20 protein-coding genes are annotated in these 23045 nt (G+C 65.3%); 8 read left to right on the top strand and 12 right to left on the bottom strand.

All coding sequences use genetic code 11. The annotated features are described in order from the left end of the window. Nucleotides 1-120: 120 nt before the first annotated feature. Nucleotides 121-411, bottom strand: coding sequence for a hypothetical protein (locus HBF25_RS16130; protein ID WP_166950192.1), 291 nt, complete (start codon nt 409-411; stop codon nt 121-123). Further along, nucleotides 408-740 (bottom strand): hypothetical protein, encoded by a 333-nt coding sequence (locus tag HBF25_RS16125; RefSeq protein WP_166950190.1) that lies wholly within the window; start codon nt 738-740, stop codon nt 408-410. Before HBF25_RS16125 ends, HBF25_RS16130 begins: the two co-directional genes overlap by 4 nt. A 1313-nt stretch (nt 741-2053) precedes the next feature. On the opposite strand from HBF25_RS16125, the gene HBF25_RS16120 reads away from it, so the two are divergent. Continuing rightward, on the top strand, nt 2054-4282 hold the full coding sequence (locus HBF25_RS16120; RefSeq protein ID WP_166950188.1) for an NADP-dependent isocitrate dehydrogenase: 2229 nt from the start codon (nt 2054-2056) through the stop codon (nt 4280-4282). A gap of 51 nt (nt 4283-4333) precedes the next feature. Here the strand turns inward: HBF25_RS16120 and HBF25_RS16115 are convergent, their stop codons facing one another. The 4 genes from HBF25_RS16115 to HBF25_RS16100 all read right to left on the bottom strand — a co-directional run bounded on the left by HBF25_RS16115 (nt 4334) and on the right by HBF25_RS16100 (nt 8302). After that, a complete protein-coding gene (locus HBF25_RS16115) occupies nt 4334-5578 on the bottom strand; it encodes an SGNH/GDSL hydrolase family protein (protein ID WP_166950186.1) in 1245 nt (414 codons plus the stop codon). Nucleotides 5579-5727: 149 nt separating this feature from the next. Further along, a complete protein-coding gene (locus HBF25_RS16110) occupies nt 5728-6975 on the bottom strand; it encodes an SGNH/GDSL hydrolase family protein (protein WP_166950184.1) in 1248 nt (415 codons plus the stop codon). 125 nt (nt 6976-7100) lie between these two features. Beyond that, on the bottom strand, nt 7101-8048 hold the full coding sequence (locus tag HBF25_RS16105) for an aldo/keto reductase (RefSeq protein ID WP_166950182.1): 948 nt from the start codon (nt 8046-8048) through the stop codon (nt 7101-7103). Nucleotides 8049-8113: 65 nt separating this feature from the next. Continuing rightward, nucleotides 8114-8302, bottom strand: a complete 189-nt coding sequence (locus HBF25_RS16100; protein WP_166950180.1) for a hypothetical protein — start codon at nt 8300-8302, stop codon at nt 8114-8116. A gap of 119 nt (nt 8303-8421) precedes the next feature. On the opposite strand from HBF25_RS16100, the gene HBF25_RS16095 reads away from it, so the two are divergent. The 6 genes from HBF25_RS16095 (at nt 8422) to HBF25_RS16070 (ending at nt 15180) form a co-directional block, all read left to right on the top strand. After that, on the top strand, nt 8422-9330 hold the full coding sequence (locus HBF25_RS16095; protein WP_166950178.1) for a LysR substrate-binding domain-containing protein: 909 nt from the start codon (nt 8422-8424) through the stop codon (nt 9328-9330). A 502-nt stretch (nt 9331-9832) separates the two neighbouring features. Further along, on the top strand, nt 9833-10012 hold the full coding sequence (locus HBF25_RS16090; protein WP_166950176.1) for a hypothetical protein: 180 nt from the start codon (nt 9833-9835) through the stop codon (nt 10010-10012). A 153-nt stretch (nt 10013-10165) separates the two neighbouring features. Then, nucleotides 10166-12793, top strand: coding sequence for a magnesium-translocating P-type ATPase (gene mgtA / locus HBF25_RS16085; RefSeq protein ID WP_166950174.1), 2628 nt, complete (start codon nt 10166-10168; stop codon nt 12791-12793). A gap of 229 nt (nt 12794-13022) precedes the next feature. Next, on the top strand, nt 13023-13385 hold the full coding sequence (locus HBF25_RS16080; protein WP_166950172.1) for a hypothetical protein: 363 nt from the start codon (nt 13023-13025) through the stop codon (nt 13383-13385). Between the two features lie 103 nt (nt 13386-13488). Then, nucleotides 13489-13965: a nuclear transport factor 2 family protein gene (locus HBF25_RS16075; protein WP_166950170.1), complete on the top strand. Its 477-nt coding sequence runs from the start codon at nt 13489-13491 to the stop codon at nt 13963-13965. Nucleotides 13966-14049: 84 nt separating this feature from the next. After that, the gene (locus HBF25_RS16070) at nt 14050-15180 is read left to right on the top strand and encodes an acyltransferase family protein (RefSeq protein WP_166950168.1); all 1131 of its coding nucleotides are present in this window, start codon (nt 14050-14052) and stop codon (nt 15178-15180) included. Nucleotides 15181-15334: 154 nt separating this feature from the next. Here the strand turns inward: HBF25_RS16070 and grxD are convergent, their stop codons facing one another. From grxD to HBF25_RS16050, 4 genes are all read right to left on the bottom strand, one after another. Beyond that, a complete protein-coding gene (gene grxD, locus HBF25_RS16065; protein WP_166950166.1) occupies nt 15335-16258 on the bottom strand; it encodes a Grx4 family monothiol glutaredoxin in 924 nt (307 codons plus the stop codon). Between the two features lie 59 nt (nt 16259-16317). Continuing rightward, nucleotides 16318-17187: a UDP-2,3-diacylglucosamine diphosphatase gene (locus HBF25_RS16060; RefSeq protein WP_166950164.1), complete on the bottom strand. Its 870-nt coding sequence runs from the start codon at nt 17185-17187 to the stop codon at nt 16318-16320. Between the two features lie 328 nt (nt 17188-17515). Then, the gene (locus HBF25_RS16055; RefSeq protein WP_166950162.1) at nt 17516-18133 is read right to left on the bottom strand and encodes an SGNH/GDSL hydrolase family protein; all 618 of its coding nucleotides are present in this window, start codon (nt 18131-18133) and stop codon (nt 17516-17518) included. Nucleotides 18134-18135: 2 nt separating this feature from the next. Further along, complete coding sequence (locus HBF25_RS16050) at nt 18136-19380, bottom strand: aminotransferase class I/II-fold pyridoxal phosphate-dependent enzyme (protein WP_166950160.1); 1245 nt, start codon at nt 19378-19380, stop codon at nt 18136-18138. Nucleotides 19381-19499: 119 nt separating this feature from the next. On the opposite strand from HBF25_RS16050, the gene rsgA reads away from it, so the two are divergent. Beyond that, the gene (gene rsgA, locus HBF25_RS16045) at nt 19500-20555 is read left to right on the top strand and encodes a ribosome small subunit-dependent GTPase A (protein WP_166950158.1); all 1056 of its coding nucleotides are present in this window, start codon (nt 19500-19502) and stop codon (nt 20553-20555) included. A 252-nt stretch (nt 20556-20807) separates the two neighbouring features. Here the strand turns inward: rsgA and HBF25_RS16040 are convergent, their stop codons facing one another. Together HBF25_RS16040 and HBF25_RS16035 are read right to left on the bottom strand one after the other, a co-directional pair. Continuing rightward, nucleotides 20808-22046 carry a multifunctional CCA addition/repair protein gene (locus HBF25_RS16040; protein WP_166950156.1) on the bottom strand — a complete coding sequence of 413 codons (1239 nt, stop codon included), beginning with the start codon at nt 22044-22046 and terminating at the stop codon, nt 20808-20810. Between the two features lie 8 nt (nt 22047-22054). Continuing rightward, nucleotides 22055-22996, bottom strand: coding sequence for a complex I NDUFA9 subunit family protein (locus HBF25_RS16035; RefSeq protein ID WP_166950154.1), 942 nt, complete (start codon nt 22994-22996; stop codon nt 22055-22057). Between the last annotated feature and the right edge of the window lie 49 nt (nt 22997-23045).

The raw sequence follows: 23045 nt of genomic DNA, 5'->3' as shown, positions 1-23045 counted from the left end.
CCCTGTAGGAGCGCGCCTGCGCGCGACCGGTTGTCGCGAAAACCATCATCGTTTCGATGCATCCGGTCGCGCGCAAGGCGCGCTCCTACAGGGATACGGTGTCGTCGGGCGCATCGCTTCCTACCGCGACATCCCCCAAAGCCAGACCGCCCCTAGCGACGCGCCCACCAATCCCGCACTGGCCGCTTCAAACACCATCCCCGGCCATTCCTCCCGCGGCAGCAGACACCCATGCGCCGCCATATCCCCCACGGCGAACGACCCGGCGATAAACGCCACAAACGACAACACCGAAAACATCCGCGCCCCCGTCGCCAGCGAACACCTCTGGCCATAACTGCTCATGTAGACAAGCAGGTTCACCACCAGCAACACCAGCGCCACACCCACTTCCCACAGCCCCACGATCATTTCGCCCCTCCCAGCGCGCGCACCTCATCCCACATACGCCGCACGTTCGCCTGCCTGGTGCATTGCAGGCCCATGCGATACAGCACGTTGACACCCGACATCGCCCGGGCGACGCACCGCTGATTCGGCAACTCCGTTTCCGCCATGTATTCGGTCAACACCGACTGCATCGCCTCCGCATACGCCTGCCACGCGGTCGCGTCATTCATCAACGTATCCATGCTGGCCTCGACATTCAGGCCAAAGCTCCCCTCGCCGAGGACGCCTTCGTCTTTCGGATCACTCATGTCGTTGGTTTTCCCTAAAGCGCCGCCTTCCGAGCGGGGCACGCCAAGGGCCGTGCCCCTCATCGACTCGGGCGACGAGATCTCACGATTCCCGCACTTTGTCCGGTTTTCTCACAGGCAGGGCGCTACGCGCCGGGTAGGACGGCAGAGCCAGAAACGGTGAGAAATCAGGACGAACGCGGGCGTTAGCCGCGTCCTGACGAGCGTTTAGGACGTCCCTGGACCGTCCGGGACAGACGGTGGGTGTGAGAATGCCTTAAGATTTGGCACAGCCATAATCAACTCCTAAGCGGTTGGTTTGGTCAGCGGGCGGAGGTGTTGTCGCACCTCCGTTCCGCGTCTTTCTCGATACGTCGAGCGATGGTTGTCTGCCGAGCCGTCAACGAACGAGCAGACAACGCGCACACCGTACCAAATTGCGCACGCGTTTGGATATGGAAGGATTCTGAAAAATCGCCACCACACGCTCGTCGTTCCTGCGCATGCAGGAACCCAGCGCCTCGGTTTGCCAGTAAGCGCGATGACGTTGCATGGGCTTTTTTATCGGCTCATTTCGCGAAACGCTATCGCCGATGCGATCGGCTCCCACCCCTTTGGTAGCGGTCTTTTCGCTAGGGTGCTGTCGCGCGCGAGGCGCGCTCCTACATGACAGTAGTTACGCCAGGTTAGTCGTGAGGAGGCACCGGTCGCATCGGCGATCCGTCTTGCGACACCGCATCTCTGTAGGAGCGTGCTTGCGCGCGACCGGTGGTATCGAAACGATGATGGTGTTCGCGACAACCGGTCGCGCGCAGGCGCGCTCCTACAACAAGCTGCCGCGACGTGTGGAGAGGCGGCGGGGGCGGCCCTTGGCGCGACTTGATGGAGGTGAGGGGAGTGGGCGGAAAAGGCCGCGTAGCGGGGCCGGCCAGGAAGGCCGGCCTTTTTCGCCGAGGCAGGAGCCGAGTCGAAAAACCCCGCCCGCTCACCGTGCCCGAAGGGGCGAAGCCATAAGACACTGAGCCGCGCAGCGGCTCCTCCTTTCCCGAGGGACACCGCAGGCCGGAGCGCCAAGGGCCGCCCCCGTCGCCTCGTTCGCCGCCACGCTCACGCGCCGAGTGCGAGGCCGATAGGCGAGCCCTTCCTACGGAGCGAAACACCACAGGGACTGCTTTACTACGGAGCGCACCGTTTCAGCCGGTCGCGCGCGAGGCGCGCTCCTACAGGGTGTCAAGGGGGTCGTGCTGCACCCTCGCTTTCCCCTGCCGGCCCATCCGGGCCACAATGGACGGGTTGTCCGCCTGCCGGTGCGCCCTTGTGGCCTGCGCTGGCCGGCCCCATGACCTGGCCCACTCAAGCACAAGGCTCGCCGCATCATGTCCAAGTCGCCCAAGATCATCTATACGCTCACCGACGAAGCCCCGTTCCTCGCCACGGCTTCGTTCCTGCCGATCATCGAGGCCTTCGCGGGTAGCGCAGGCGTTGCGGTGGAGACGCGCGACATCTCGCTCGCCGGCCGCATCCTCGCCCAGTTCCCCGAGCGCCTGACCGATACCCAGCGTATCGGCGACCACCTTGCCGAACTGGGTGAGCTGGCCACCACGCCGGAAGCCAACATCATCAAGCTGCCCAACATCAGCGCCTCGGTGCCGCAGATGAAGGCGGCCATCCGCGAACTTAAGTCCCAGGGCTACGATCTGCCCGACTACGTGGATGCGCCGTCCACCGACGCGGAGAAGGAAAGCAACGCCCGCTACGGCAAGGCCATGGGCAGCGCCGTGAACCCAGTGCTGCGCGAAGGCAACTCCGATCGTCGTGCGCCGCTTTCGGTGAAGAACTACGCCCGCAAGCACCCGCATCGCATGGGCAAGTGGTCGTCGGAATCCAAGTCGCATGTGTCGCACATGGATGGCGGCGATTTCTACGGTAGCGAAAAGTCGGCCACGCTCGACAAGGCTGGCAGCCTGCGCATTGAATTCACCGGCAGCGATGGCGCCGTGAAGGTGCTGAAGGACAAGGTGGCGGTGAAGGCCGGCGAGATCGTCGACGCGGCCGTCATGAGCAAGAACAAGCTGGCCTCGTTCATCGATGCGCAGATCGTCGATGCGAAGGCCAAAGGCGTGCTGTTCTCGCTGCACCTGAAGGCCACCATGATGAAGGTTTCCGACCCCATCATGTTCGGCATCGTGGTGCGCGAGTTCTACAAGAATGTGCTGGCCAGGCATGCCGATGCGCTGGCGAAGGTGGGCTTCGACGCCAACAACGGCATCGGCGATCTCTATGCCCGTCTCGACAAGCTCGATGCCGCTACCCGCGATGCCATCGAAGCCGACATCAAGGCCGAGTACGCACAGCGCCCGGCGCTGGCCATGGTCAACTCCGACAAGGGCATCACCAACCTGCACGTGCCCAGCGACGTGATCGTCGATGCGTCGATGCCGGCGATGATCCGCGACTCCGGCGGCATGTGGAATGCCGAAGGCAAGCTGCAGGATGCCAAGGCCATCATCCCCGATCGCTCCTACGCCGGCGTGTACCAGGCGGTGATCGAAGACTGCATCGCCCACGGCGCGTTCGATCCGGCCACCATGGGCAGCGTGCCCAACGTGGGCCTGATGGCGCAGAAGGCCGAGGAATACGGCTCGCACGACAAGACCTTCCAGATTCCCGCCAATGGCACCGTGCGCGTGCTCGCCGACGACGGCTCGGTGGTGTTCGAGCATGCGGTGGAGCAGGGCGATATCTGGCGCATGTGCCAGACCAAGGATGCGCCGATCCAGGATTGGGTGAAGCTTGCCGTGCAGCGTGCCCGTCTGTCGCAGACCCCGGCCGTGTTCTGGCTGGACAAGCAGCGTGCACACGATGCACAGGTGATCGCCAAGGTCGAGCGTTACCTCAAGGATCACGACACCTCGGGTCTCGATATCCGCATCCTCTCGCCGGTGGATGCCACGAAGCACTCGCTGGAGCGTATCCGCAAGGGCGAGGACACCATCTCCGTCACCGGCAATGTGCTGCGTGATTACCTCACCGACCTGTTCCCGATCATGGAACTGGGTACCTCGGCCAAGATGCTCTCCATCGTGCCGCTTATGGCCGGCGGTGGCCTGTTCGAGACCGGTGCGGGTGGTTCGGCCCCGAAGCACGTGCAGCAGTTCGTGGAGGAGGATTACCTGCGTTGGGATTCGCTGGGTGAATTCCTTGCCCTGGCCGCTTCGCTTGAGCACCTGGGCGAGCGCTACGACAACAAGCACGCCCGCGTGCTGGCGAAGACCCTCGACCAGGCCAACGGCCGCTTCCTCGACAGCAACAAGTCGCCAGCGCGCAAGGTGGGCGAGATCGACAACCGTGGCAGCCATTTCTATCTGGCCATGTACTGGGCCGATGCGCTTGCCGCGCAGGACGACGATGCCGACCTCAAGGCAAAGTTCGCTCCCGTGGCGAAGGCACTGACGGAAAACGAGGCGAAGATCGTGGGCGAGCTCAACGGCGCCCAGGGCAAGCCGGTGGAGATCAAGGGTTACTACCACCCGGATCTGGCCCTTGTCAGCGCAGCGATGCGCCCGAGTGCTACGTTCAATGCCGTGATCGACGGTCTGCGCTGATCCGCTGTCGCCATCGATGAAAAAGGGCCGCCCCATGGGCGGCCCTTTTTTTTAGCGCAGATCCCAGGCCGAAGGCAGGTCGGCCAGTACCCAGCGTGACATCAGTTCATGCATGCGGGTGGTGGGATGGACCATGTCCCAGAAAACGTTGCGCTCCGGGATGCAGTCCTTGCGTACGGATTGCGTCGAAAGATAAACCTGCGAGCCCTGCGAACGCAGGTCCAGGCAGGGACGGGTCACGTCCGCAAAGCCGTAGGCGCCTGGATCGGCCAGGACGTTGTCGAAGTGTTTTGCGGCATCGATCCAGACGACCTGCGCGTCCGTTCTTTCGGATACGCGTTGTGCGAGCTGCGGTAGCACTTCGTTGAGCTGCGCCACCGTGGCATAGACCTCGTCGCTGTCATGGCGCCCGGTGCCGTCCATGCCATCGATGGAACGGAAGGCCGGTGCCCGGGTGAGGTCGGGCACGCCCAGGAGGACGATCTTGCGTGCACCATGATCTACGAGGTCATTGAGCGCGGTGTCCAGGTCAGCCACGACGTCCCTGGCCTGTCGGCCGTTCATGGCATCGTTGCCACCGATCCACACGGTGAACAAGGTGCGCCCGATGTCGTAGCGGTTCACGTTGCGGCGCGTGTAGGCGATGAACGAGTCCACCTGGGACTTCACGCCGTTGATGATGCCGTAGGCATTGTCCGATTGGGCGCCGCCTGTCGCCCAGGTGTTGAGTGGGAGACCCGTACGGCGGGAGAGGTATTCCGTCCACACCGGGCCGTTGCTGAAGCGGCCGAGAAACCACGACGTGTGGATGGGGAAGGTCTGCCTGAATTCATTGTAGATGTTGCCCGTATCGCTCAGGCTGTCGCCGAACGACACGATGCGTTCCACGGGTCGCCCGCGGTAGGCCGCGACATCGCCGTCGTACCAGATCTGGAAGTTCTTGCCCCACGGACCGCCGGCGGCGCTGGCCTGTACGAGTGTGTCCTTGCCCGCCGCATCCAGTGCGCGGCGACAGGCCTGGTTGACCTCTTCAGGCTCCTGCAAGGTGAAGAACAGGGCGCCTTCGTGAATGGTGCTGATGCCTTGCCACCGTCCCCTGAGGGCGAAGTCGCTGGCGTCGACGTAACCGGTAGCGAGGTTGGCCTGGCCTGCGGACTGTTTGTACCAGCAGCGGAGCTGGGCCGTGATGGGGCGATCGAAGGGATTTTCGTAGGTCTGCGCCAGGCTGTTGCCAGCCGTGAAGAGGGTTGCCGCACAGACGAATGCGGCGGCGAGCGTGTGTCCGTTCCTGGACATGGTGAACCTCCTTGGGGATGGGGGCCGGGTGTTACGGCCCGCTCATCTTCGTCGGAAGCCACCTGGACGACAGTCGGGCATGCCCGGCGGTTATGTCGTCCATCGCCATGTGTCCTGTAAGGGCCACCCGCGAGGGTGGCCCTGTCTCGTTATTTCAGCTCCCAGGCCGGTGCGCCGTATTCCGTCGCCCAGCGTGACATCACCTCGTGCATCTTCGTCGAGGGATGCAGGGTGTCCCAGAACATGAAGCGGTCCGCGACGCAGTAGTCGCGTGGCTTCGGCGTCTTGATGTAGTTGAAGAAGCTGTCCGAATCGATCTCCAGGCAGGAGTTCTTGATGTTGTCGAAACCGTAGCTGGCCGGTGAGCGGAGTACCTGGTCGAACTTCGCATAGGCGGGCACCTTGCGGATTTCCAGGTCGAGGATGCCTTGCTCCTGCGCACGCTTCTTCACATTGGCGATGATGCCGTCCAGCCCGCTGTTATAGGTGTACACCCGCTGATGGACGGCCTCCCTGTCCTTGCGTCCCATGTCGAACACGGGAGCGACGCTGACGTTCGGCAGCTCCACCACGAGGATTTTCCGCGCACCGCCATCCACGAGGTTGTTAAGGGCTTCGCGCTGCAGGCGGACGATGTCCGTGGCGTACTTGCTGTCGTTGACGAAGTCGTTGCCGGCGACGAGGAAGGTGAACAAGGTGCGTTCCGGCTTGTAATCCGGGATGACGTCCACGCTGTCGAAGAAACTCTTGATCTGCGACTCGATACCGTTGATCAGGCCGAACTGCGCATCTTCGGTCTGGGCGCCGCCCACCGCCCAGCTGTTATGGGTGAGCGCGTTGCGCGAGGCCAGGTATTCGACCCAGCTCGGGCCGTTGCTGAAGCGCCCGGCAAACCACGTGGAGCTGGGGAGCGCGCCACCGAAGAAACTGAGAAAAGTCTGCGACACGGTGGACATGTTGCCGGTGTCGGTCAGGCTGTCGCCGAAGGAGACGATGCGTTCGATGGGCGCATCCGGCTTGACGTCGCCCGTGTACCAGATCTGGTACGAAAGCTGGAGCAGCCCGGTGCCGGCGACACGCGCTTGTACGTAGCGTGCGTCCGGCAGCCCCGCGACAGCCTTTTCGCAGAGTGCGTCCACCTCGGCCTGCGGTGTGTAGGTGGTGAAGAACTTGCTCCACGACCACACTTTCGGATATCGCCACGTACCGGCGATGGACCCGGGCGCTTCGATTTCGCCGGTACGTGCGCCGGTGGGGTCAGTGAGATCCTGGTACAGGCAACGTAGCGTCGCCGTATGGGTGTCGGCGAAGGGCGCCTGTGCGAATACGGCCGTGCTCGTGAGCAGGGATGCCGCACACGCGAAGGCGGCGGCGAGCTTGCGTCCTTTCCTGGACATGATGAACCTCCTTGGGGATGGGGGCCGGATCGTTCCGGCCCGCGCATCTTCGTCCGATACGCCTTCGATGGCAGCAGGGGAAACCCGGCAACCCTGTCATCCTGCAACGCAGGCGACGTAGGGGATTACTGGGCGCTTGCTTCCTGCAAACGGGCAAGCTCTGCATGGGTCAAGGCCAGCGTGGCGGATTTTGCGATGTCCCGCAGTTGTTCCACCGTGGTGGCGCTGGCAATGGCCGCAGCGATGGAGGGCTGTGCCATCACCCATGCCAGCGATACCTGTGCGGGGGTCGCACCGTGATGCTTCGCCACGGTATCCAGTGCATCGAGCACGCGTAGACCGCGTGGATTGAGGTAGTTCTTCACCTTCGCACCGCGTGCCTTGCTCTTGTCGAGATCGCCTTCGCTGCGGTACTTGCCGCTCAGGAATCCGCTGGCCAGCGAGTAGTAGCTGATGACGCCGATCTGCTCCTTCTCGCACACGGGCTGCAAGGCTTCCTCGAAACCCCGCCGGTCCATGAGGTTGTATTCCGGCTGCAGCGATTCGTAGCGGGCGAGCCCCTTTGCCGCGCTGATGGACTGTGCATCGGCCAGTCGCGTGGCATCGTAGTTGGACGCGCCGATGACGCGCACCTTGCCGGACTTCACCAGATCGTCGAAGGCGCGCAGGGTTTCTTCCAGTGGCACCTTCGGATCGTCGGTATGCGACTGGTAGAGATCGATGTAGTCGGTTTGCAGGCGGCGCAGGGAATCATCCACCGCTTCATGGATGTTCGTGGGCGACAGACCGGGGTAGCGCGCCCACTTGCCTACCTTGGTGGCAACCAGCACCTTGTCGCGCTTGCCGCTTCGCTTCAGCCACTTGCCGATGATGGTTTCCGACTCGCCACCTTCGTTGCCCGGGACCCAGGCTTCGTAGACGTCGGCCGTGTCGACCAGGTTGAAGCCGTGGTCGACGAAGGCGTCCAGCAACTCGAAGGCACGCGCTTCGTCCACGCTCCAGCCGAAGACGTTGCCGCCGAATGCGAGAGGGGCCACCTGAAGTGTCGAGCGGCCGAGTTGACGATGATTCATGCGGGAGCCTCCGGAAGGATCAAATCCCTATGATCGCTTCCGGCGGGTTGCCCTGGCGTGATGCGTCAGCAGGTGCCCGGTACACAGGACGGGCACAACGGCGCGGCCGGCTCCGGGCACGGGCATTCCTTCAGTGCCTTGTCGGGTTTTTCCGTGGCGGCCGGGCGCGTTTCCGTGCGGGCCAGCCGGAACAGCAGTTCCCGGTCCACGATATGGCCGTGCAGTACTGCCAGGCCGGTGAAGATCGAAGCCATGACACCCTCCCATGAGATATCGCCGCAATGCCTTGCGACTTTCAGTGAGCTAAAGGCTGCGCCTTTCACAGGCCCCGTAAAAGCGATATGTTTGCAAGCAGGACTTGAGGAAAATTCATATGTCCCGTCTGCCGCTCGGCTTGCTCCAGGGATTTGTCCTCGTCGCCCGCTCGGGCAAGTTCTCGCGTGCCGCCGAGCAGCTGAACCTGACCGTCAGCGCGCTCAGCCACCAGATTCGCAATCTTGAAGAGCGGCTGGGGCGTTCGCTGTTCGACCGCGGTCCACGCGGCGTCACGCTCACGGCCGATGGCGCACAACTGCTGGATGCCATCGGGCACCATTTCGAGGGCATCGAGCAGGCCCTGGGGCGCTACCAGAACCGCCACCAGGACGCCGTCACCCTCAGCATGCTGCCGTCCGTGGCGTCCAGCTGGCTGGTGCCGCGCCTGCCCCGGCTGGTGGCCGCGCACCCCGAGCTGGAACTGAGCCTGCATTCCTCGGCCGAGGTGGTCGATTTCGACCGCGAGCCCACCATCGACTGCGCCATCCGCTATGGCCTGGGCGTGTGGCCGCGCACGAAGGCCGAGCGTCTTTTCGGCGAATACATCGTGCCCATCGCCAGTCCTTCGCTGGTCCGCCGCATGGGCGGCCTGCCGGATACCTCATTGCAGGGCTGGCCGCTGCTGGGCGATCCCTCGGGGCGCTGGAAGGACTGGGCATCCGAATTCGGCATGCCGCTGCCGTCGCGCTATGTGGCGCGCTTCGACAATACGGAGAGCCTGCAGCGGGCCGTGCTGGAGGGGCTGGGCGTGGCGCTGGGGCGTCTGGTGATGGCCCGCTCGCTGATCGAGTGCGGGGCGCTCACGGTGCTGTGCAAGGAGCGCATGCGGGTGTCGGAGGCGTATTACCTGGCCTACCCGAAGCGCTCGGAGTTGCATTGCGGAGTGACCAAGTTCCGCGAGTGGCTGCTGGCCGAGGCGGCGGTGTATGAGGCGGGGCTGGTGGAGGGCGGGCCGCTGCCGGCCTGAGTGGTGTTGCTCCAGGCCGGTCGCACGCGAGGCGCGTTTCGAGGTTGCGGCTGCGCCGCCGTGTTCTTGTTCGCGCGCAGGGCACGCTCCTGCAAACGCCGCTTCGGGCCGGTCGCGCGCAGGCGCGCTCCTACAGGGCGGGTTTGTAGGAGCGCGCCTTGCGCGCGACCGGTCCAGGGCGTCGCCTGCACGCCCGCCATGACCCCTCGCATCCCCGCCACGAAACCGCATTTCCGGGCTTGACCCATCTACGTTGCGGCGCGACAATTCGCCGGCTACCCGAGCGGCTTTCAGTGCCCGGATGGCACCCTCCTTAGCTTATCCAGGCATATGGACGTACACCCTAGTCGACGCGCCAGCATCCGCAAGCATCGGGTACTGGCGTTGAAAAATAAAATCGCCCGCGGCGACCGTACCCGGTCGGCCGGCGCTTTCCTTCACTAGGGAAAGTCCGGCTCACCTCGACGGAAGCCGTGAGCTTCCGTTATTCGAGGATTGAGCCATGAACCTCCTGCTCGAAAAGACCGGTCCGCTCATGTTCGGCCGCCGTCTCGCATTCGCTCTTGCCCGTCGCCGCAACACCAGCACCGTGCCCGCCAAGCGCACGATCACCGTGCCGCGTTCCCTGGAAGCCGCTGAAAGCTCTTTGAAACGGGCGGAAGGCAAACTGTCACAGCCATGAACAGCGATATAGACAGTACGGCGCGGCCCACGCCGTCCTTCGTCACGACCACCCGGAATACCGTCCGTCGGCCCCTGCCGGCGCGCCTGCTGTCAGCCACCTGCTGAGAGCCGCTCGCGCCGCCGGAGTCTGCGTCCGGAAAGGTAGCGAGCCATGAAGAACCACACCTCGCCGGCGGCCGTCGCCGCCAAGACCTTCACCAACGCCACGGCGGACGCATACCGTCCGGCGGATGAGCTGCTGCGCTCGCTCGACTCGCGCACGGACGGCCTCGACGAAGAAGCCATTGCCGAGCGGCTGGACCGCGACGGCATCAACGAGGTGGGCCACGAGAAGCCGGCGCACTGGTCGATCCAGCTGCTGCGCGCCTTCCGCAACCCGTTCATCATCGTGCTGCTCGTGCTGGCGGTGGTGCAGCTGTTCACCGACCCCGACGACCTCACCGGCCCGGTGATCATCGGCGTGATGGTCGGCATCAGCGTGCTGCTCTCCTTCACCCAGGAGTACCGCTCCTCGATGGCGGCGGAGAAGCTCAAGGCGATGGTGCGCAACACGGCCACCGTCACCCGCCGTGCGGAAGACGGGCACGCCGAGCGTATCGAAGTACCGGTGGAAGAGCTGGTGGTGGGCGACATCGTCCACCTGGGCGCCGGCGACATGATCCCGGCCGACCTGCGCCTGCTGGCGGCCAAGGACCTCTTCATCAGCCAGGCCATCCTTACCGGCGAATCCCTGCCGGTGGAAAAGGCGGCGCCCAACGGCCACGTCCAGGCGGTGGATTCCAGCGGCCCGCTCGACCTGCCCACCGTCTGCTACATGGGCACCAACGTGGTCTCCGGCACGGCTACGGCCGTGGTTCTGGCCACCGGTGCCCGCACCTACCTGGGCTCGCTCGCGCGCACGCTGTCCGGCGAGCGCGTGCAGACCAGCTTCGACCGTGGCATCTCCTCGGTGAGCTGGCTGCTGATCCGCTTCATGGCGGTGATGGTGCCGGTGGTGTTCCTCATCAACGGCTTCGACAAGCACGACTGGCTGGGCGCCTTCATGTTCGGCCTGTCGGTGGCCGTGGGCCTCACGCCGGAAATGCTGCCGCTGATCGTCACCGCCAACCTCGGCAAGGGCGCCATCGCCATGTCGAAGCGCAAGGTGGTGGTCAAGCGCCTCAACGCCATCCAGAACTTCGGCGCCATGGACGTGCTGTGCACGGACAAGACCGGCACCCTCACGCTCGACAAGATCGTGCTGGAACGCCATGTGGACCTGGCGGGCGAGGATTCCGACGAAGCACTGGAGTGGGGCTATCTCAACAGCCGCTTCCAGACCGGCCTGCGCAACCTCATGGACAAGGCCGTGCTCACCCACCGCGACCTCGAAGCCGTGGCGAGCCGCTTCCGCATCGTCGACGAGATCCCCTTCGACTTCCAGCGCCGCCGCATGTCCGTGGTGGTCACCGACGGCCGCGACGAGCAGTTGCTGATCTGCAAGGGCGCCGTGGAGGAAATGCTGCAGATCTGCACCGAGGCGCGCACTGGCGACGTCGTGGAGCCGCTCACCGACGAGAAACGCCGCGAGATCCGCGCGATGACCCGTCGTCTCAATGAAGACGGCCTGCGCGTGCTGGTGGTGGCCGTACGCCGCGACCCGACGGGCGACCGCGCCTACGGCGTGGCCGACGAGGCGGGCCTTACCGCCGTGGGTTGCCTGGCCTTCCTCGATCCGCCGAAGGACTCCGCCGCCACGGCCATCCGCGCGCTGAACCACCACGGCGTGGCAGTGAAGGTGATCACGGGCGACAACGAGGCCGTGACCCGCAAGATCTGCTCGGAAGTGGGCCTGGACGTCACCGCCTCGGCGCAGGGGCGCGATATCGAACTGCTCGACGACGATGCGCTCGACGCCATGGTGGAGAAGACCACCGTGTTCGCGAAGATGTCGCCCGTGCAGAAGGCCCGCGTGGTGAAGGCGCTTCAGCGCCGCGGCCATACCGTGGGCTTCCTGGGCGACGGCATCAACGATGCGCCTGCGCTGCGCGACGCCGACGTGGGCATCTCGGTGGATACCGCCACCGATATCGCCAAGGAGTCGGCCGACATCATCCTGCTCGAAAAGAACCTGATGGTGCTGGAGGAGGGCGTGCTCGAAGGGCGCGTCACCTTCGGCAACATCATGAAGTACATCAAGATGACGGCCAGCTCCAACTTCGGCAACGTGTTCAGCGTGCTGGTGGCGAGCGCCTTCCTGCCGTTCCTGCCGATGATGCCCTTGCAGATCCTCGTGCAGAACCTGCTCTACGACCTCTCCCAGTTGTCGATTCCGTTCGATCGCATGGACGAGGAATACCTGCGCTCGCCGCAGAAGTGGGATGCCGGCGACATCGGCCGCTTCATGGTGTGGATCGGTCCGGTCAGCTCGGTATTCGACATCACCACTTTCTGGCTGATGTGGCATTACTTCGGCGCCAACTCGCCCGAGCACCAGTCGCTGTTCCAGTCCGGCTGGTTCATCGAGGGCCTGTTGTCGCAGACGCTGATCGTGCACATGATCCGCACACGCCGCATTCCGTTCCTTCGCAGCGTGGCCTCCGCGCCGGTGCTGGCGCTGACCAGCGCGATCATGATCGTGGGCATGCTCATCCCTTACTCGGGCCTGGGCGCACGCATCGGCATGCAGCCTCTGCCGGGCATCTACTTCGCCTGGCTGGCGCTGACCCTGGCCTGCTACTGCGTGCTGACCCAGGTGATGAAGACGATTTACATCCGTCGTTACGGGCGCTGGCTATAACCCCAGGCGCGACGGGACTACACGTCACTTCCGGCGCCACGGGACAGACCCGTGGCGCCTTTGACGGTGAGATATCGACTCCCTAACCAAGGAGTCACCCGATGATCCGAACCGCCCTCGTCGCCGTCCTGTTCACCGTTTCCGCCACGGCATTTGCGCAGACTGCGCCCAACCCGGCACCCGCTCCGGCACGTTATGTCGACGCCACCGACTGGCCGGTAAAGCCGGCATGGATCGCTTCTTCAGCGCCGAGGCTCGCCTCGGTACCGCTTTCGACAAGGTCTGCGGCGATACCTTCTGCGAAGGCGATTACGCCAACCTCCGGCCCCTGCAGCTGCGCTGTTCGGTCGACTCGACCAAGGCCAGCGTCAAGCAATGTGTCTGGACCTTCGCCGGCAGCTACGCCGGCGTGAACGGCAAGTCGGGCGCGGTGCAGGTCAACGCCAAGCTGTACAAGTGCAAGCTCACCCTCGCCAAGGACACCCCGGTGGAAGACTTCTACAAGGTGCTGGAAGGCGAGCATCCGCTGGAAACGAAGTTGCCGGGCTCGCGGCTGTCCATCTACGACAGCCTGGTCGGTTGCCTCGTGTAAGCCACCGGTTCGTCGCGACAAGTCCACGGCCCGCCGCATCCTGCTATGCGGCGGGCCTTTGCTTTGCTGTCCTTGGGCCTCCCTGGTCAACGGAGTCGCCCTGATGAACCTTCGTCCCTGCCTGTTCGCCCTTGCCCTCCTGCTGCCGTTGCCGGTGCTGGCTGACGATGCACGGGCCGATATCCAGAAAGTCGTCGATACGTTCCAGACCTCGCTGAAGGCCCATGACGCGAAAACGCTCGGCTCGCTCTTCGTGGCCGACAGCAAGGGCTGGTATACGGCGCTCGGCGAAGCCTCGCTGGTCAAAGTCCGCAAGGAGCATCCGGGCAAGGACGTACCGCGCTACAAGCCCGGCAGCTGGCAGGAATTCACCGATTTCGTTGGCAAGGCGAAGGGGCCGATCGAGGAGCGCTTCCACAACGTCCGCATCCAGACAGACGGTGCGATCGGCACGGTGTATTTCGATTTCGACTTCCTGATGGACGGCAAGGTGCAGAACCACGGTGCCGAAACCTGGCAGATGCTGCGCACCGACGATGGCTGGAAGATCGTGGCGATGCTCTATTCCAGCAATTTCTGACGCTGCCTGCGTCCGGCCATTTTTCCACCCCGGCCGCGCCACGGGCGCGGCCCAGATTGTCACGATCCATCCCAAGGACGTTCCATGGACCGCCAGCCCGGCCTCGATACCCTGCGCGCCGTTGCCATTGCATGGGTGATGCTGTTTCACAGCTATCTCGTCGGCGGGCTGGGCGAAGGCTTCGGGATGCTGGAACGATCCGGCTGGATGGGCGTGGACCTGTTCTTCGTGCTGAGCGGTTTCCTGATCGGCCGGCAGGTGCTGGCTTCGTTGCAGCGCACGGGACGCGTCGATTTCCCCGGCTTCTACAAGCGCCGCATGATCCGCATCCTGCCAGCCTTCTTCGTGGTGCTGGCGTTGTATGCCTTCTGGCCCGCATGGCGGGAAACACCGGGCATGCAACCCTTATGGCAGTTCGCGACCTTCACCTTCAACCTGCTTTACGACAATGGCGACAACTACGCGTTCTCGCACGTGTGGTCGTTATGCGTGGAAGAGCAGTTCTACCTGGTGTTCCCCTTTCTGGCGTTCGCATTGTCGCGACGCCCCTCGGTGCGTCGTTTTGCGCTGACATGCTCGTTGGTGCTGGTCGGCGGCATCCTGCTGCGCGCATGGCTCTGGTCGCATTTCATCCAGCCGATCATCGCGGCGGGTGAAAGGCCGGGCGTTGAATACCTGCGCTATCTCTATTACCCCACCTGGTCGCGCTGCGACGGTCTGCTGGCCGGTGTGCTCATCGCCGCGATCACGGTCTACCGGCCGGTGCTTATGGCACGCATACATGCGCATGCCGGCAAGGTCTTCGTGGGTGGCCTGGTGTGCCTGGGTGCGTCGATCGTGTTGTTCGACAGGGCGCGAGTGGATTTCTGGCCGTGCGTGTTGGGTTATCCGCTTGTAGCGTTGTCGATGGCGTTGTTCGTCGCGGCGGCATCCGGAGCAACATGGTTCGGCACGCTGCGCATCCCGGGCGCCGGCTGGCTGGCCCGGGCCTCCTACAGTCTTTATCTCAGCCACAAGGGCGTTTTCACTCTCGTGGACCATGCCATCGGCGAATCGCTGGATGGCCACCGCTTCGTACGCTTCGCCATCTTCACCGTCGCCACGCTGGCAGGCGGCGCGATGCTGCACTACGCGATAGAACGCCCCTTCCTCCGCTGGCGCGACCGACATGCAGGACCGCGCCTCGCGCGCGACCCGTCCCTGCGAGCGACGTGACATGTCACAAGCGCGCTGTTGTAGGAGCGCGCCTCGCGCGCGACAGCCTATGAAATATCGTGCCTCACGCCATGATGTGGTCGCGCGCAGGGCGCGCTCCTACAAAAGGAAACGGCGCCCTGGGGCGCCGTTTCCTTATCAAAATGCAGCAGGCTCAGTACCGGGCGACGCTCGGATCGACCTCGCGGGCCCATGCATCCATGCCGCCTTCCACATTGAACAGCTGCGTGAAGCCATGCGCTGCGAAGCGCTCGGCCGCGGCGCGGCTGGAGATGCCGTGGTGGCAGATGAAGGCGATCGCCGTGTCCTTCGGCAGCGAGGCCAGGGCCTCGTAGCCCTCGTCTTCGAGGATGCGCGCACCAGCCAGCGGCGCGGCCATGGCGCGACCGTGCGCTGGGCGCACGTCCACGAGCACGATGTCGCCGGCAGACAGGCGATCCTTCAGCTGGTGCACCGACAGGGTGCCGATCTCCACGGCCCCCGGGAACTTCAGGCTGAGGCCTTCGCCCTGCACGGTGGTGACCCAGTCGATCACGATGCCCTTGGCGCGCTGGGCGCTGCCCGGGTCGAAATGCACTTCGATGCCGTTGGCCACGGTGACGATGTCGAAATCACCGGCCGGGGCCAGCTGGAAGCCGGCGCTGTGGTCCGGACCGATCTCCAGGTGCAGGGCCATGTCCTGCGCGTTGGCCATGCCGCCACGGATGGCGTCGGCGGCCTTGTCGGTGATGGTGATTTCCGGCGGCGTGCGGTCCGGGGGGCTGGAGCCGAACAGGGTGTAGAGCTCACCGCTGGTGTAGAGCTGGCGGATGATGTCCGAGCCGCCTACCAGCTCCCCCTTCACGTACAGCTGCGGGATGGTCGGCCACTGGCCGTACTCCTTGATGCCCTCGCGGATTTCCGGGTCTTCCAGCACGTTCACGGTGTGGTACTGGTCGACCACGTCGTTGAGCGTGTTGGTGGCGGCGGCGGAAAAGCCGCACATCGGCTGCTGGCGCGTGCCCTTCATGAACAGCACGACCTCGTGCTGGGCGAGCAGGGCTTCGATGCGCTCGCGGGTGGGGGTATCAAGGGCCATTCTGGTTCACCGCGGATGGGGAAAGGAGCCCATTTTACATGGGCTCGGCCCTGTCCGTTTCAACCCGCTACCGACACCTCGGCACGCAGGGTCGACAGGTCGGCCCGGCAGTCCGCCAGCGGGGCAAAACTGAGTACCGCCTCGGGGGAGGGCAACACGGTCTCACGGCTGGCGCGACCTAGCGGCGTGTACCGCTCGGTCCAGTGGATCAGCTCCATGGCGCCGGTGAAATCCTCGACCAGCGCCGTGCAGTGCTCCACCCAGTCGCCGTCGTTGAGGTACAGGATGCCGTCGATGGGGCGCATGTGGCCGAAGTGGATATGGCCGCAGATATGACCGTCCAGCCCGCGCTCCTTTGCATCCTTGGCCACTCTTTGCTCGTAACCACGGATGTATTCCATGGCCAGGCGGATGTGCGACTTGATGATGATCGACAGCGGCAGGTAGGGCAGTTCGAGGCGGCGGCGCACCGCGTGCATGCGCCGGTTGGCCCAGCAGATGACGCGGTGCATGGCATCGCCCAGTACCGTGAGCCAGCGCTTGCCGATGTGCTCGGGGTCGAACTCGTCGCCGTGGCTCACCCGGTAGCGACGGCCATCGGCGCCTTCGTGCAGGGCGTCCAGCTCCACGCGGATGCCCGCGATGGTGGAGCCGGCGAGTCCGCGCATCTGGAAGTCGTGGTTGCCGGGGATGTAGATCACCTCGACCCCGCGTGCGGCGATGGCGATGATCTCGGCGATCACCGCGCTGTGGTCCGGGTGCCACCAGTGGCGCTTGGCGAGTGCTTCCAGGTCGACGATGTCACCGACCAGGTACAGGCGCTCGCAATCCAGGTGATGGAGGAAGTCGAGCAGATAGGCGGCCTTGCAGTCGGGCGTGCCGAGGTGCACGTCGGAGATGAAGGCGCTGCGGCAGGTGATCTTGGCCATGGCGTCGGTTTCCGGGGCTGTCCCGGGGCGCCAGTGTCTGCTTGAGACGTAACCGCGTCGTGGCGTGGGTATTTCAGTGAGGTTTCGGGGGTAAGCCTATGTTTCAGCTGGGGGTGGCTGCTGGCTGCGTGGCTTCACGTTGTACCGGTCGCGCGCAAGGCGCGCTCCTACACAAGCACCGCACCCCCCTGTAGGAGCGCGCCTCGCGCGCGACCCGTTCCAGAGCAACACCAGCAGGAGCGCGCCTGCGCGCGACCCGTCCCAAAGCACCCCCTGTAGGAGCGCGCCTGCGCGCGACGGGCCGATGCATCGGCCCACCGGCGACCCTCTACCTCGCCGGCAATTCCCGCAACGCAGCCCGCGCCTCCGGCAGGATGGCATCGACCCACAGCCCATACTGCTTCGCCGACGGATGCAGTCCGTCGTCCACCAGCATGCCCGGCTTCGCGCCAGCCTGCCGCGAGGCTGGCGTCACATCCACCCAGCGGGCATGGGCACGCAGGGTTTCATCCTTCGCAATGGCGTTGAACGTATCGATGTCCTTGCCGATGGCCGCGCGATCACGCCCCTCGGCAAAGGCGGTGATGCCCCAGTCGGGAATCGACACCACCACCACACGCCGCGCATCGCCAGCGAGCCCGATCGCCCGATGAAGCAGGGCGAGAAACTGCTCGCGATACTCCGTGGCCGGGCGCCCGCGATACTGGTTGTTCACCCCGATCAGCAGGGTGACCAGGCCATAGCCGGGCGTCAGGTGCGCGGCATCCATGGCGGCCGACAGCTCGTCGGTCGTCCAGCCCGTGGTCGCGATGATCCGCGGTTCGCCCACGGCCACGCCGTCGGCATGCAGGCGCGCGACCAGCTGCACGGGCCAACGGCCCGCCTCGGCCACGCCCTCGCCGATCGTGTACGAATCGCCGAGGGCCAGGAACGTCGGTGCCGTCATCGTCAGGCGACCGCGCTGGCGAGCGGCCGGTCTTCGGCGGCCATGCGGCCGAGCACACGATCCATGCGCGCGAACACCTCGCCCAGCTGGGCCAGCTCCGGCAGCAGGGTGAGGCGCAGGTGGCGGCTGGCGGGCAGGTTGAAGCTGGTGCCGGGCACGACCAGTACGTTTTCCTCGTCCAGCAGGCGCAGGGCGAAGGCCGTGTCGTCGAAATGCGGCACGGCGTCGGCACGCACCCAGGGGAAGGCGTAGATGGCGCCGCCCGGAGCGACCAGGTCGAAGTAGGGGCTTGCCTTCACCTGGTCGAGGATGAGCCGGCGCGCCTCGTGCAGGCGGCCGCCCGGTGAAGTCAGCTCGGTGATGGTGGGCTTGTCGAGCAGGGCAGGCTTTACGGCCCACTGCGCGGTGACGTTGGCGCACAGTCGAAGCGCCGACAGCAACTGGAGCGCTTCGCGGTAATCCACGGTGCGCTTCGGATCGCCCGACAGGCTCATCCAGCCCACGCGGTAACCGCAGGCGCGATGCACCTTCGACAAACCGCCGAAGCTCACGCAGGGGTGATCGCCGGCCACGGCCGCCAGCGGCTGGAACGGCGTGCCGTCGTAAAGGATCTCGTCGTAGATCTCGTCGCAGAGCAGCAGCAGGTTGTGCTTGCGCGCCACGCCGACGATGCGTTCCAGCAACGCCTTCGGATAGACGGCACCGGTGGGGTTGTTCGGGTTGATCAGCACGATGGCGCGGGTGCGCGGGCCGATCAGGGATTCCATCTCGTCCGGGTCGGGCAGGTGGCCGTTCTCGGCGAGGCAGCGGTAATAGCGCGGGTGTCCGTTGTTGAGGATCGTCGCAGCGCTCCACAGCGGGTAGTCAGGGCTGGGCAGCAGCACTTCCTCGCCCGGCTGGATCAGGGCGCGCAGGGAAAGATCGATCAGCTCGCTCACGCCGTTGCCGACGAACACGCGTTCCACCTCGACACCGACGGCCCCACGGGCGCGCTGCTGGGCGACGATGGCCTCGCGGGCTTCTTCCAGGCCCTGCTCGTGACCGTAGGCTTCGCTGTCGGTCAGGTGGTTGGCAATGGCTTCGCGCAGGTGGGCCGGCGTGGTGAAGCCGTAGCGACCGGGGTTGCCGATATTGAGCTTGATGATCGGCCGGCCGGCGGCCTCCAGTTCGCGGGCCCGTCGGGTGAGGGCGCCGCGGATTTCGTAGCGCACTTCCGCCAGGTGCGTGCTGGGCTTGATCGAGGACACTTCGCGAGACTTCCGGTAGGTGCCGCCAGGCCCTTTCCCGGCGGTCTGTCCCGATCCTAACAGCGTCGTCATGGTGTCGCGAGGCGGAAATCGGTCTCCGAGCGGGCATAATCGCGGCCATGACCGACCCTGCGGACCTGGCGCGCCTGCGCCGTATCGGCTGGCGCGAGCCTGGCCTGCCCGACGACCCACGCCGACTTGCGCGCGTGGTGGCCCAGCATCGTGCCGGTTACGAGGTGCACGACGGGGCGTCGGCATTCAACGCGCAGCCGGCCGGACAGTTCCTGAAGCGGGGCCTCGACCCGTCGCTGCGGCCCGCCGTGGGCGACTTCGTCTTCCTCGATCATGCGAACCACCCGGTGATCGAAGCCGTGCTGCCCCGGCGCAGCACGCTCACCCGCGCGGCGGCCGGCGAGCGCTACGAGCGACAGATCATCGCCACCAACATCGACTACGTGCTGGTGCTCACCGGCCTCGATGGCGACTTCAATCCCGCCCGCATCGAGCGTTACCTCACGCTGGTCGAAGGTTCGGGCGCACGCCCCGTGGTGTTGCTCAGCAAGGCGGACACCGGCGTGGACGTCGATGCGGCGGTCACCGCCCTGCGCGAACGCCTTCCTTCCGAAGCCGCGGTGCATGCGATCAACGGCAAGGATCCGGCCACGGTGGCGTTGCTTGAGTCCTACCTCGGCCCGGGTTCCAGCGCCGTGCTCGTGGGCTCGTCGGGTGCGGGCAAATCCACGCTCACGAACACCTTGCTGGGCGAGGAACGCATGGCGACCAGCGCCGTGCGCTCGCACGACAGCCGTGGCCGCCACACCACCACGCATCGTGCGTTGCTGAGCCTGCCCACGGGCGGCTGCCTCATCGATACACCTGGCATGCGCGAACTGAAACTCACCGGCGAGGAAAACCTCGACCTGTTCGCGGACATCGAAACCCTCGCCGCGCAATGCCGCTTCGCCGACTGTGGACACACCAACGAACCCGGCTGCGCGATCCAGGCTGCGCTGGCGACGGGCGAGCTCTCGACGCAACGCTGGCGCAATTACCTGAAGCTCCACGACGAGCGCGAAGAACAGGCCGCCACGCTCGAAGCCAAGCTCCGCCGCAAGACCGTGCCCAAACACCCCGGCAAACCCCGCCGTGGCAACTGGTCCCACTCCGACGACTGATCGCGACAAGGGCTGCGCCCGTTGCCTCGCTCCATCTCACGGTGATCGTGTGGAAAACCCTGCCGCACCACCGTGCCCTTGTAGGAGCGCGCCTGCGCGCGACCGGTTGTCGCGAATACCCTCATCGTTTCGATCCAACCGGTCGCGCGCAGGCGCGCTCCTACAGGGATACGGTGTCGTGAGGTTGATGGCCTTGCGATCGGCTCCTGTCCGTTCGGCAGGGGGCCTGCCATGGGCGGCTAGCGAGTCTCATCATCGGTCGCGCGCAAGGCGCGCTCCTACATGGGCGATGGCGGCGGTCTGGGCTTTCTTCATGGCTTCGCCGATGGCGGGGCCTTCGAGGCCCTGGTCGACGAAGGGTTTGGACGTGATGGCGGCGGCGGCTTCGCGGCAGGCGCGAAGGTAATCGGCCTGCGGGTAGTCGGCGTCGTCGCTGCCGAGGCGGCCGCGTTTGTCGGCGGTGCAGGCGAGCAGGAAGGTGTCGAGGCGTTCGGGTCGGCGCAGTGCGCCCAGGGATTCGAGCAGGCGCAGGATCGTTGCCGGTTTCAGTTCGAAGGCCATGTGGGCGTTGAGATGGTGCCTGCAGACCATCTCGGCCATGAAGGCGTATTCGGTGGGGACTTTCAGGCGCGCTGAGATTTCGCGTACCGGTTCGATGCCGCGTTGTTCGTGCATGATGTGGCGCGGCAGCACGTCGGCAGGAGTAAGTGCCTTGCCGAGGTCGTGCGTCAGTGCGCACCAGGCCACCAGCGCGTCGCCGGGCGCGAGTCTTGCTGCGGCCTGCAATACCAGCTCGATGTGGATGCCGGTGTCTACTTCCGGATGGTATTCCGGGCGTTGCGGCACGCCGTAGAGGGCGTCTACTTCCGGGAACAGTACACGCAGTGCGCCGCTTTCCCGCAGCACCTGCACGAAGACCTGCGGCATTGGTTCGGCGAGTGCCTTGCGGGTTTCTGCCCACACGCGTTCCGGCACGAGGTGATCCACTTCGCCGTCTTCGACCATGCGGCGCATGAGGGCCATGGTTTCGCTGGCGACGGTGAAGCCCAGCGGCGCATAGCGTGCGGCGAAACGTGCGACACGCAGCAGGCGCACCGGGTCTTCCGCGAAGGCGGGAGATACATGGCGCAGCGTGCGTGTTTCGATGTCGCGCACACCGTCGAACGGATCGACGAGGCGACCGTCTTTCGCTTGCGCAATGGCGTTGATCGTGAGGTCGCGGCGTTCGAGATCCTGCTCGACGGTGACACCCGGATCGGCGTGGAAAGCGAACCCGTGATAACCGCGACCGGTTTTGCGTTCGGTGCGGGCGAGGGCGTATTCCTCCCTGGTGTCGCCGTGCAGGAAGACGGGGAAATCCTTGCCTACGGGTTTGTAGCCTGCGGCGACCATGTCTTCCGGCGTGGCGCCCACGACGACCCAGTCGCGATCGACGACGGGGCGGCCCAGCAGTTTGTCGCGTACGGCACCGCCGACAAGGTAGATATCCATGGTGTCCTTCAGGGGCGCCGCTTGGCGCGCGCCTCGTCGAGGCGTCGCTGGTGTTCGGACTGGCCGAGCAGGCGGGGCAGCCATGCCGACAGCAGCTGCGGCTGGATGCCAAGCTGCGCGAGGCCGTCGACCTTGCCGACGGAGTCGGTGCGCAGCGTGCGGAAGTTGTCCGGTGTGAACGGCTTGCCTGGGGCGAACTGGGCCAGTTCGGCCTGGAGACGACCGAGCGAGTCGGGCATGGGTAGCACGAGGCGGCGTCGGCCGCGCGTATCGCGAATGGCGCGTACGAGGTCGAGCAGCGTCCAGGTCTCGCGGCCGTACAACTCGAAGGTTTGCAGTAGCGAGATCGAAGGGTTTGCCACGGCCCGTGCGATGGCGTCGGCCACATCACCGACGTAGACCGGTGCCATCTTCGCCTTGGGTCGCGGTAGCGGCATGACCGGTGCGAAGCGCAGCAGTGTGTCGAAGCGGGTGACCAGGCCGTCGCCGGGGCCGAAGATCGTGCTGGGCTGGTAGATCGTCCAGTCGAGCGTGGAGGATTTCACCAGGGCTTCGGCTTCGCCGCGCGTGCGCAGGTATTTCGACAGTCCCTGGCCTGCCTTCATCGCGCTCATCTGGTGCAGGCGATGCACGCCGGTGTCACGGCAGGCATCCACCACCAGCCGGGTGAGCGTGGCATGCACGCGTTCGAACGTGTCGCGACGGCTTTCGTTGAGGATGCCGACAAGGTTGATGACGGCATCGGCGCCGGCGATATGCCGGCGCAGGGTCGGTGGGTCATAGACGTCGGCCGTGACGACGCTGACGTTGCGCCCGACGGTGGCGTGACGACGGGTCTGTCGGTTGCGCGACAGCAGCAGGATCGAATGGCCGTCCGCGGCGAGACGGGGCACGAGGCTGCCGCCGACGAAGCCGGTGCCACCGAGGATGACGATACGTTGGGCTTTCATGGGGTCCCCTGTCTGGCGGCGTCGGTCCGAGCGTAGGCGCTGCGGACCG

The sequence above is a fragment of the Luteibacter anthropi genome (assembly GCF_011759365.1).
Classification (GTDB): Bacteria; Pseudomonadota; Gammaproteobacteria; order Xanthomonadales; family Rhodanobacteraceae; genus Luteibacter; species Luteibacter anthropi.
Note: the sequence above shows the minus strand (reverse complement) of the source record. Positions and strands in the feature narration are given on the sequence as shown.